Annotated in this window: 6 protein-coding genes; all 6 read left to right on the top strand. The window is 35.6% G+C overall.

The window, feature by feature from the left end; translation table 11 throughout:
- Positions 1-34: 34 nt before the first annotated feature.
- The 6 genes from C237_RS0101105 to C237_RS0101070 all read left to right on the top strand — a co-directional run bounded on the left by C237_RS0101105 (position 35) and on the right by C237_RS0101070 (position 11,332).
- Positions 35-946, top strand: coding sequence for an AAA family ATPase (locus C237_RS0101105; protein WP_018674642.1), 912 nt, complete (start codon positions 35-37; stop codon positions 944-946).
- 11 nt (positions 947-957) lie between these two features.
- Positions 958-1,191 carry a hypothetical protein gene (locus C237_RS0101100; RefSeq protein ID WP_018674641.1) on the top strand — a complete coding sequence of 78 codons (234 nt, stop codon included), beginning with the start codon at positions 958-960 and terminating at the stop codon, positions 1,189-1,191.
- Positions 1,188-2,081, top strand: coding sequence for an HK97 family phage prohead protease (locus tag C237_RS0101095; protein WP_018674640.1), 894 nt, complete (start codon positions 1,188-1,190; stop codon positions 2,079-2,081). The genes C237_RS0101100 and C237_RS0101095 overlap by 4 nt, the downstream gene beginning before the upstream one ends.
- A gap of 26 nt (positions 2,082-2,107) precedes the next feature.
- Positions 2,108-2,986, top strand: coding sequence for a hypothetical protein (locus tag C237_RS0101090; RefSeq protein WP_018674639.1), 879 nt, complete (start codon positions 2,108-2,110; stop codon positions 2,984-2,986).
- Positions 2,987-4,542: 1,556 nt separating this feature from the next.
- A complete protein-coding gene (gene dnaE / locus C237_RS0101075; protein ID WP_018674636.1) occupies positions 4,543-9,195 on the top strand; it encodes a DNA polymerase III subunit alpha in 4,653 nt (1,550 codons plus the stop codon).
- A gap of 22 nt (positions 9,196-9,217) precedes the next feature.
- Positions 9,218-11,332: a S8 family peptidase gene (locus C237_RS0101070; RefSeq protein WP_018674635.1), complete on the top strand. Its 2,115-nt coding sequence runs from the start codon at positions 9,218-9,220 to the stop codon at positions 11,330-11,332.
- Positions 11,333-11,505: the final 173 nt, after the last annotated feature.

Genomic DNA, 11,505 nt, shown 5'->3' with positions numbered 1-11,505 from the left:
CTTTTTTAAAGAATAATTAAAATAAATACTTACGATGGCAAAATTACAAAAAAAAGAGATTGTACAAGCAATCCAAGAAGAAAAAAAACGATTGGGAAGCTATATGAGAGTAGCAACCAAAGTAGGCGTGTCGGAAGCAACTATTTCCCAAATGGTAAATAATAACTGGGAAAGTATAGCGGAAACGATGTGGCAAAAGGTAGCCAATCAATTAGGTATGAATGTTCAGCGTTGGAACATTGCAGAAACATTAGCCTTTCAGCAGATAAGCAAGTATATAAGGGTTTCCAAAGAAAGGAGTTTGTTTATGGCGATTAGTTGCAAGGCAGGAAGTGGAAAAACAGCCACTTTAAAAACTTTTGCAGAGCAGAACAAAGGACAAAGCGTGTTTTTTATCCAAGCCAGAGAATGGAGCAAGAGGGATTTTTTAATGGAATTATGCAGGATTTTAGGTGTAGATACAGGCAAAGGATATACAAGCGTAGATAAATTAGGAATGAAAGCAATTGATTTTCTTTCCAATAGAAAGGGCAAAAATCCGCTTTTAATCATAGACGAAGCCGATAAGCTCAAACCCTCCGCTCTCCGCTGGTTTATTACCTTATACAACGAATTGGAGGACGAGATAGGGGTAATCATAGCAGGAACGGAGAACCTCGAAAAAACCATAAAAAGAGGCGTAAAATATAACCTTTTGGGCTTTGATGAGATAGACAGCCGTTTTGGGAGGAAGTTTATAAATGATATTGTCGGTGCAAGACTGGTAGATGTAGAGATGATTTGCCAAGCCAACGGAATAACCGACAAGGGTTTGATTAAGAGTATTTTTAAAGAACTCAAACCCAAAGAGGAAATCACAGCAGGAGGAACAGCGGAATTTATAGATGATTTACGCAGACTAAAAAGAATTATACAAAGAGAATTATTAACATTGGAACTATCATAAAATAAAAGAAAATGAAATCCACCATAAAAAGTGATACATTGAAAGAAATCATTGAAATAGAAGAATTTGCTGGTAATTATTTTCAGGAACAAATAGACGCTATTGATAATCTATTTTATTACTATATCCAAGAATGCTTACATAAAGAACGTGATATTTTAATATCGTGTAATGAAGCATTTGAAATTAAAGAAGCTAAAAGAACATTAAGACTATTGGGACAATATTTAAAAGAAATAAAATGAGTAAAAAACAAACATTTTTAGTCAGTGATGAGAGCGAGAACTCTCACGGGTTCAAAGTCCTTACAGAGGGCATAGATACCACACAGTTTGAGAAAAATCCTATAATGCTTTATATGCACGAACGCCCCACGATTATAGGGCGTTGGGAGAACCTCAGAAAAGAAGATAATAAACTTTATGCAGATGCTATTTTTGACACGGAAAGCGAAAAAGGTAAAGAAGTAGCAAGGCAAGTAGAACAGGAGTTTTTAAGGGGAGCAAGTCTTGGGATTACCTACCAAAAAGAAGATTTAAAAAATAGCGTTTTAGAAAAATGCCAACTTTATGAAATTTCCATCGTGGATATAGGAAGCAACCCCAACGCCCTAAAACTCTATGATAATACAGAAATCATATCTCTTTATTTTGAAAATATGACGGCTCAAAATATCGTAGCCCACGCATTAGTTTCAGAAGATAGAAGTTTTACGGGCATAGCGGAGCAAATAGGACTTTTAAGAAGTGAATTTAAGTATCTTTTGGACTTTAAAAAAGAAGTAGATGAAGATAGAGCAATAGAAATAGAGGCTTTATTAGATATAGCAGTAGGGCGAAAAGTTATACCAGAACATTTGAAAGAACTCCAAAAAAAGGATTTTGAAAAAGATTTTTATCAAGCCAAAAAGAACCTTATTACCGCTATTTTTGGAACTTATCCGTTAAAGACTTTTAGCCCTATTCAAGAAATAGAAAAAACACGCAGGGCATTAGCCAATAAGAGCGGAAAAAGTAAAATAGACTGGGGATTAGAGGAATACCGAAAATTTGCCCCTGATGAATTAGAAAAAGACAAAGAATTATATCAAAGACTTGTAGATGAAGCCTATAAGGAAAAACACACAATAATTTAATTTTTAATATAAATAATTTCAAGAAAATGAGTACATTAAACAAGCAAATTTGGACAGACCAAATTCAAAAGAATTTTTATCCAGCAGTTTCTTTTTTGAGCTATGCAAGGGATTTTTCGCAATTCGTGGAGTATGATATTATCAATATGGCAGAAACAGGCTTTGACCCCAAAGTATTGATAAATAACAAAACTTATCCTATTGCGATAAACGAAAGAGAAGACACGCCACTATCTTTTGAACTGGATTTATTTGAGACGGAGAACACACTCGTAAGAAACCCCGAAGCAATAGAACTTTCTTACGATAAAATGGAAAGTGTGATTTATGGACATAAAATGGCATTACAGACAAGAACTGCAACCAAAGCCGCCCACGCCTTTGCTCCTGATGGAAACTCCGATTTTACCCCAGTTATTGCAACCACAGGCGAAGACAACGGAGAGGGGCATAAAAGACTAAAAGTAGAAGATATATTGAAACTTAAACGAAGATTTGATATATTGGATATTCCAGTAGATAAGCGATTTTTAGTATTAGACCCACGCCACACGGAAGATTTAATTTTAGCAGACTTACGAAGTTTCAAAGATATTACCGACTTTGTGAATGGAGAACCGAGACGATTTGCAGGGTTCAATATTTTAGAATTTACTAAAAACCCAACCTATAACGCCACTACTTTACAAAAAGAGAAATTCGGTAAGGCAAAAGCAAATACAGATACTTTCTGCTCCTTTGCTTTTTCTGGTGATGAAGTAATGAAAGCGGACGGAAGTTTTAAAATGTATGAAAGAATGAACGACCCAGAACTACGAGGCACAGTAATAGGATTTGATAAACGATTTATTGCCTTACCAATCCGAAATAAAGGTATCGGAGCAATAGTATCTGCAAAGGTTTAAAATGATTTAAAACAAGATTAAAGCCCCATTAAATATTCTTTAATGGGGCTTTATAATAAAATTGAAATTATCACTTATCTAATTTAAATAACCTAATTCTGCGAGTTGCTCATTTATTGGAGTGTTAAATATTCTATATAAAGTATCTCGGCTGATGAAGAACTTAGGATAAATATACTTCCTATGTATAACAGTGATAGGGATATTTTGACTATAATGTTTGTCAAATTCTTCCATTATGCTTTTATACCTTAATAATTGATTTATTTTTTTACCTCTGGCTCTTTCTGTAATCATACTCCAAAAATAAAAAAAATAGTTTTATCTCTCCAAAAACTTGTCCGATGATTGGAATTATAAAAGTGTCTGAAAATCAAAAATATTTGCTTTTTTTATTTACTTTTTATTTGCACGATTATATTTTGTACCTTTCTTCGTAGAGAAGAGGGTCAAAATATTCATCCCTATCAGAAGTATCGTTGTTTCTTTTATTAAAGCAAATATTACCTTGTATATCTTTCTTGTTACAAGAACAACGAAACTCTTTAGAGTCAAAACCTGCGTCAGCATTGAGAAAAAGTCCATCAACCGCAATATTAGTTTGTTCAAGGATGTCCGTAATCGTTTCAAATTGAACCTCAATCTCATAAAGGTCGTTATGATTGCCCGCTACAGGATTAGAAATGGCTAAAGGTAAACCTTGNCTTCTGTTTGTTTTTTTAGAAAAAAGGTTGTATAATACGCGCGCTACGCGGGAATTAACTGTGTGTGTGTGTGTGTGTGTGTGTGTGTGTGTGTGTGTGTGTGTGTGTGTGTGTGTGTGTGTGTGTGTGTGTGTGTGTGTGTGTTTACACAATTTTCTGAAACCACCAAATTATTGGGGTAGTTTTTTTGAGAAATTTTTAATATGCTGGTTTCTTGTAACATAATGGCAACAAAGGTACAATATTTTTTTTATTGTGCAAGAGATAAGGAAAAAATATTAATATAGTATCGCCATTGTGCTTTAGCAAGCCTTAAACAAAAGGGCATTACAAGCGTACTTTCAAAATCTAGAAAGGCTTTAATCGTTGTCATGCTGAGCCTTTGGAAATTTTTCAACTCCAAAAAATTGAAGATGACAATAAAGGCTGTCAGACCGAGCGTAGTCGAGGTCTTATATTTGCAAGTTTATGAGGAACGCCCTTCAACTACGCTCAGGACGACAAAAATTAAGTTTATATTTATCAGTAATTTACTGATTTATGTCAATGGTAACTTAGTTCAGCATCTTGCTATTGGATGTTCTATTAACATGCTCAAAAGACCCTGAATCAAGTTCAGGGTGACACGTGCATAAGATTTTCTTTAGGCAGTAAGCAAGAGGCTATATGCTACTCATCACTCAAAACTTATCACTTGCCGTGTGCACCATTCAACTCAAAACTTTTAACTCAACCCTCATTTATAATTTAGCATTTATAATTCATTCACCCCTCATCACTCAAAACTTTTAACTCAACCCTCATCCATTATTGACAAAAAATCCCTAATTTTGGGGTTCCAAATTCTACGATATGTATCTTATTTTTGACACCGAAACTACGGGTTTACCTAAGAATTTTAATGCACCACTTACCGATTCGGACAACTGGCCGAGAATGGTTCAGATTGCTTGGCAATTGCATGATAATGAAGGTAATTTGGTTGAAAATCAAGATTATATCATTAAGCCTGAAGGTTACGATATTCCATTTAATGCAGCGAGGATTCACGGGATTACGACGAAGATGGCGCACGAGCAAGGGCGTGATTTAAAGGAAGTATTGGAAGAATTTGCCGAAGTGCTGAAAAAAACAACCGTTGCGGCAGGACACAATATTGAGTTTGATTATAATATTGTAGGGGCAGAATTTTTACGAAAATCCATGGCAAATGCTTTGGAAGAAGTGCCTTCGGCGGATACCATGATTTTAGGAACGGACTATTGTCAGTTAGGTGGAGGTAAAAACGGAAAGTATAAATCGCCTAAATTGGAGGAGCTCTACGAAAAACTTTATGGTAAAAAGTTCGACGAAGCTCACAATGCCGCAGCCGATGTTAATGCCACAGCGCAAGTCTTTTTTGAAATGATGCGTATTGGTATTATCCCTGCTGACACACTAAAAATTTCTGAAGAACATCTTAAAGTCTACCAACAAAACCATCCAGAGCCGATAAAACCTTTTGCCATTGTCATTAGAAGACAGGTAGAAGGCTTTAATAAAGGTAAAAAAACAACCGATTTTGGGGATATCAGCGAGATAGAGCTTGGGGATTATTTTAATTTTCATAACCATAGTATTTTCTCGTCTTTGCAATCTACCACTTCTATTTCGGATTTGGTTAAAAAGGCAAAAACCAATGGCTTTCCAGCGGTGGGGATGGTAGATTTAGGCAATATGATGGGTGCTTTCAAGTTTGTGTCTGAAGTTGAAAAACATAATGCCGAAGCTAAAAAATCACAACAAGATTACCTTAACAAAAAACAAGAGGCGGAAGAAAAAGGTGAAGCCTTTTCTGAGCCAGAACCTGAAAATAAAGAATTGACTGCCATACTCGGTTGCGAGTTTTATATTTCTGACCGACCTGAGCAAAAACAATTTACCAAAGACGACCCCGACCGTAGAACCCATATGGTGCTTTTGGCAAAGAATTTTGCAGGCTATAAAAATTTAGCCAAACTTTCTAGTTTAGGATATGTTAATGGATTCTATTTTGGAGTACCAAGGATTTCCAGACAAATGGTTGCCGAGTACAAAGAAGGTTTAATTGCTGTAACTTCAGGGATTCATGGGGATATTCCAGATGCTATATTAAATTTTGGAGAGCAAAAAGGGGAGGAGCGTTTCCAATGGTGGCATCAAACTTTTGGAGAGGATTTCTATGTACAACTACAAAACCATCAACTGCAAGAAGAACAGCACTTAAACGATGTGTTACTTTCACTAGCAGATAAATACAATGTTAAAATTTTGGCTCAAAATGAAACCTTCTACACCGAAAAATCCGATGCTAACATTCAAGAAATTGTAAGTTGCATTAAAGATGGTGAAAAACTGTCTACACCAGTTGGGAAAGGTTTTGGAAAGCGTAAATCATTAGGGTCTAAAGAGTTTTACATTAAGGATAAAGAAGAACTTAAACAAGCCTTTAGGCAATATCCTGATGCCTTTGACGCCTACACCGAACTACTGAATAAATTTGAAAACTACCCTCTAAAACGAGATGTATTACTTCCAAAATTTGATATTCCAGAAGAATTTCAATCCGAGGAAGATTTAAAAGATGGTGGCAAACGAGGAGAGAACGCCTATCTAAGACACCTTACCTACGAAGGGGCCAAGGTACGCTATGAAACCATTACCGATGAAATTCGGGAGCGTTTAGATTTTGAGTTGGAAATTATTGCCAACACGGGGTATCCAGGGTATTTCTTAATTGTACAAGATTTTTGTAATGAGGCAAGAAATATGGGCGTTTGGGTAGGACCTGGGCGTGGTTCTGCGGCAGGTTCTGCGGTGGCTTATTGTATTGGGATTACCAATGTAGACCCTATTGCTTACGATTTGCTATTTGAGCGTTTCCTTAATCCTGAAAGGATTTCCATGCCCGATATTGATATTGACTTTGATGATGAAGGTCGGGATAGAATCATCAAATGGGTAATTGAAAAATATGGAAAGTCCAATGTGGCCCAAATTATCACTTATTCTATTCTTGGTGGAAAATCGGCGATAAAAGATGCGGGGCGTGTGCTAGAAGTACCGATTCCAGAAACGAATAATATTGCTAAATTGGTACCCTCAGTTCCGGGAATGAACATCGCTAAAGCCCTATCAAAATACGATAAACTTAAAGATGAAGATAAGGCGCTGGTAGATGAAATGAAAGCTGTACTCAACAATCCACAAGATGAACGATATGCGGTGCTGGATTCCGCAAAGAAAATGGAAGGCTGTATCCGTAACACAGGAATCCATGCGTGTGGTGTGATTATTACCCCAGAGGATATTTCCAACCTTGTCCCAATTTCCATTGCCGCTAAAGATGCGGATATTTTAGTCTCTCAGTTTGACAACTCGGTGGCGGAAAGTGCGGGATTACTCAAGATGGACTTTCTTGGGTTAAGAACTTTAACCATCATTAAAGATGCCATTAAACTCGTAAAACAAAGACATGGTGTAGAAATTAATCCAGATGAAATACCGCTGGACGACGCTAAAACTTATCAATTATTTAAAGAGGGGCGCACCATTGGTATTTTCCAATATGAAAGTCCAGGGATGCAGAAATATATGCGAGAACTAAAACCTACTGTTTTTGCTGACCTTATCGCGATGAACGCCCTGTATCGTCCTGGACCGATTAAGTATATTCCTAACTTTATTAATCGTAAGCATGGAATTGAAGAAATTGTTTACGACCTGCCAGAAACAGAGGAATATCTAAAAGAAACTTACGGCATTACCGTTTACCAGGAGCAGGTAATGTTATTATCTCAAAAGTTGGCCAACTTTACCAAAGGTGAGGCGGATACGCTAAGAAAGGCAATGGGTAAAAAGCAAATCGCAGTACTAGATAAGATGTACCCGAAATTTATAGAAGGGGGTAAAAAGAACAATCTAGACGAGGAAAAACTCAATAAAATTTGGAACGACTGGAAGGCATTTGCAGAATATGCATTTAATAAATCCCACTCGACTTGTTATGCGTTGATTGCTTATCAAACGGCTTATCTTAAAGCCAATTATCCTGCCGAATATATGGCAAGTGTGATGAGTAATAACATTAACAACACAGCTCAAATCACAATGTTTATGGAGGACTGCCGTGCGATGGGGGTAGATGTTCTGGGTCCAAATGTGAACGAAAGTCAGTATAAATTTTCTGTAAATGATAAAGGTCAAATCAGGTTTGGTTTAGGTGCGATAAAGGGAATAGGCGAAGGGCCAAGTGAGGCGATTAACCAAGTGCGAGAAGAAGGTAAATTTAAAAGTATTTATGATTTTTTCGAGCGCGTTCCTGCGTCTCAAATTAATAAAAGGGTAGTCGAGAGTTTAGTTGTGGCTGGGGCGTTTGATGAGATTGATAGTTACCACAGGGCTCAATATTTTAGCGTTGATCATTCGGGTAAAACGAATCTTGAAATTTTGCTAAAATACGGTCAGAGTTTCCAAGAAAGTAAAAGCGAGGTGGAAAATTCTTTGTTCGCCGATTTTGCAGAAGAAGTTCAAATAGAACAACCTAAAATTGCACCTGCTATGGAATGGCAGAATATGCATAAACTCAATAAAGAAAAAGATATTATCGGCTTCTACCTTTCGGCACATCCTTTAGATGAATATAAATTTCAGTTTGATTTTATCCAAGGTCAATTGAGCAAAAAGGAAGTGCTAAATTCTAATGATGGTCTTTTGGAAGTCTTAGAAACCAAAGATTTACAGCAACCAGAACTTTTAGATGATGATGTAGAGGATACTTTGGATTTGGATGTAGAATTATTAACCGATGAAGATGGCGAAATAGTAGAAGAAGAAAACAAAGTGGTAGAGCCGAAAGGAGGCTTTAGTTTTCTTTGTTTAGAGGATTTAGATGCTTACAAAGATCAAATTACCAGTTCAATTAACTTGAATTTATTTAGTGGTAAAGAAGGCTATAAAGAGTTGAAAAAATTCAATACCAATTCCAAAGAATATACCGTTGCGGGACTGATTACGGAATATACCATTCGAGATGGCTATAATAGTGGCGAAAAAATAGCCTTTATTACGCTAGAAGATTATAGCGGGTCTTATAGTTTTAGATTGGGGGACCGAGATTATATGAGGTTGAGAGAAAAAATTGCGTTGCATCGTTTTGTGATTTTTAAAGTGAAATTTGCTTTGGTTAAAGACGGTAGAATGTTTGTGAATGTAAATGAGGTGATTGATTTAAAAGATGCCTTTGAGAAATACGCGAAGTCTTTGTCCATTGTGGCGGATATTACTGACTTAAGAAAAGAGGATTTGGTATTTTTTAAAGATGATTTAATCTCTCATGAAGGCGAACATCAATTGAGTTTTTACCTTAAAGACCCTATGAATAATACAGAATTAGAACTTGATTCTATGCGAGCTAAAGTTAAGATTGATGGGGATTTGATCAAGACGATACACGCCCATCATAAATATGAAATTTATTTGAATTAAAATATAAGTTAAAAATAAAAACATGAAAAAAACATTAATTTTGGCTATCATTGCTCTTAGTGGGAGCATAGTGGCACAGCAAAAGCACAATCAATTGTATGAAAGTTTAGAACGGCAAAAACTTAATAATCAATCTGCATTTGAATTTTATTTACATAGTAAATCTAAAAATCAAACTTTAAGTAAGGACTCTAAGAGAATAACTGAAACCCTCGTCCATAGGCTTAATGAAAAAAGAGATAAATTATCTTTTATGTTTCAAGGAAAGCCTTATTTTCTAACCATAAACGATAAAGACCAAATTCTAAACTCTAATGCTGATGCTATACAAAAAGGAAACATCATCAATGGGCTATCTAAGGCTTATAATGGTAAAGGTATAGAAGTATCTGTATTCGATGGTGGTAGAGTGTATGGTGAACATATTGATTTTGGAACTTCGGGGCATAATAGAATCAGTAATAAAGAGAAGTCTACTGTGGATTATAGTAGCCATGCCACATCAGTGACAGACATTATTGGCGGTATAGGTCATGATATAAGTAATGGTAAGGTTTCAGGTAATACCAAAGGATTTATGCCCAAAGCGACTTTTAAGAGTTATAGTTTTAGAACAACGACCCTTGAAGGGGAGCAAAAGGATAAGTCCGTATTTCAAAAAATATTAGGCTCTAAAGCTCCACTTTCTAACCATTCTTACGGAATCAATGCTCAATGGGAATATGATGACGAAAATACTGCTGGGTGGTATTGGAATGGGTATTATGATGCTAAAAATAAAGTTTCGTACGACTTAGCGGGAAGTTATCTTAATAACGATAAAAACTACGATGATATAGTGTATGACAACCCAAATATGATTATAGTAAAATCAGCAGGTAATTCTTATGGAGATGGACCAGCGGGCTATAAATTAGATAGTTACTATGAGGATGAAAATGGCGATTACAAAAAATTCATCTCTGAGGATGTTTTACCATCTGATAATTGTTCTCAAGGTTATGATTGTATTGGAGCAGGTTCTTTAGCTAAAAATATTATCGTTGTTGGGGCGACACAAAAATTGAAAAACTCCGATAATCGCTATCAGAAATCTACGGATGTAGAAAAAGCAAGTTATAGTAGTGCCGGACCTAGAGATGATGGTGCTATAAAACCAGATATTGCAGGTGTGGGTAGTGATATTTTCTATGCTTCTACAACGAGTACGGGAAGCAGCGATTGGGGAATGGGTGATGGAACTTCTTTTTCAGCACCACAAGTTACGGGTATTATAGGGCTTTGGTCTCAAATTTATAAAGATTTGTTTCAAGGTTCAGAATTAAATGCAGCTTCTGCGAAAGCATTGCTTATCCATTCGGCTCAAGATGCGGGTAATGTAGGTCCAGATGTTTGGTATGGCTGGGGGTTTGCTGATGCTAAAAAAGGCGCAGAACTTCTAGTGGATGCAGCTAATAAAAAAGTAATTTTTGAGAATAAAACTCTTAAAAATAGAGAGCGCCAATCGTTTGATATTTATACAGATGGCAGTCAACCACTTAAAGTGACTATGGTTTGGACAGATCCATCGTATAAAAATATTCCAACTACATATCAAGATGCGCACAACAATAGAACTTCAAAGTTGATTAACGACCTAGACATTAGGCTGGTTAATGTAGAAACCAAACATGTATATCAACCATGGAAATTAGATGCTAACCATCCTATGAATCCTGCTACTCAAGGGGATAATTTAGTGGATAATGTAGAGCAAATAGAAGTGAATTCATTACCTAAAGGAAATTATAAAGTTGAAGTTTCCCATAAAGAAAATTTACTAAATAATGTAGGCAATACATCTAGCCAAGATTATAGCATTATTATTTCTGGAACCTCAAAAAATATGTCTGTGGCAGAATCCAATAAAAGTTTGATAACTATTTATCCTACATTAGTTAAAGACAATTTTAGAGTTCAGAATAATAAGGATGTTACAGGCTTATTTATATACGATGTTTCTGGTAAGTTATTATCTACTATTAAAGAAGGTTTGAATCAACCTATACCGATGCAGGGCTATAGTCCAGGAGTATATATAGTACAAATTACAACTTCAGCAGGTATTGTCATTACCCAGAAAATAATTAAGAATTAAATTTTTAAATAAAGGCTTTTCAATTTATTTTGAAAAGCTTTTTTTATAAACTAAATAGCATCCTAAATATAAAAAATGAAAACTATTTAGGGCAACAAAAATGTATAAAAGTTTTAAACTCTTAAAGATATACCTTAAAACAAATAAAATTAGCATTGATGTATTTTATTTTT

This window comes from Riemerella columbina DSM 16469, from assembly GCF_000374405.1.
Taxonomy (GTDB): Bacteria; Bacteroidota; Bacteroidia; order Flavobacteriales; family Weeksellaceae; genus Riemerella; species Riemerella columbina.
This window is presented reverse-complemented; position numbering and strand designations above follow the sequence as displayed.